Origin of the sequence: Pseudoalteromonas sp. TAB23, assembly GCF_000498075.1 — a bacterium.
GTDB lineage: Bacteria > Pseudomonadota > Gammaproteobacteria > Enterobacterales > Alteromonadaceae > Pseudoalteromonas > Pseudoalteromonas arctica.
On the sequence record NZ_AUTP01000225.1, the window covers coordinates 1 to 840 of the forward strand.

General features: G+C 43.3%; 1 protein-coding gene. It reads left to right on the plus strand.

Annotated elements, in window-relative coordinates:
* Positions 1 to 34: 34 nt before the first annotated feature.
* A partial coding sequence (locus tag L654_RS0113175; protein WP_024608185.1) for an IS30 family transposase occupies positions 35 to 840 on the plus strand: 806 nt, incomplete at its 3' end.

Genomic DNA, 840 nt, shown 5'->3' on the forward strand with positions numbered 1-840 from the left:
GCTAACTGCTTTTTCTCCGGCAAGAGATTTTACAATGAGACATTACAAACAACTGACCTATGCGCAAAGATGCCAGATCGCCGTTCTAAAGAAAAGTGGTTTTACGCAACAAAGTATTGCTGAGCTAACTGATTTATCGCAATCTACGATTTCAAGAGAGCTTTCTAGAAATACAGGTAAGCGAGGTTACAGACATAAACAAGCTCATGAGCGGGCTTTGTTTCGCCGAAGAAGTGTAAGAAAACCGCTTAAGATGACACCTGAAATGATGGCTTTAATTACCCAGAAGCTTAATGAGAAGTGGAGTCCTGAACAAATAACGGGATGGTTGCGTAAAAAAAGTGAACGGTCTGTCAGCCATGAATGCATTTATCTGTATATCTGGGGAGATAAAAAAGCAGGTGGTGAGTTATACCTACATCTGCGCCGACACGGTAAGAAATATCACAAGCGCAGTCATGGTAAAACAAACCGAGGGCAAATAAAAAATCGCGTTAGCATTGAAGAACGTCCACAAATAGTTGATGAGAAAGGTCGTATCGGAGATTGGGAAATAGATACCGTCATAGGTAAAGGTCATCGAGGCGCCCTTGTTACCATTGTAGAGCGGGTCACCCAATTCACTGTATCAACTCAGGTGGCAGGCAAAACAGCACAAGCCGTCACTGCGGCGACGATAGAACTATTAAGGCCATATAGGTCAGCGCTTCATAGCATCACGGCTGACAATGGAAAAGAGTTCGCTTATCACGATCAAATCACAGAGGCTTTAAGTGTTCCTGTTTATTTTGCTCACCCTTATCACTCATGGGAGCGCGGATTGAATGAAAACACGAATGG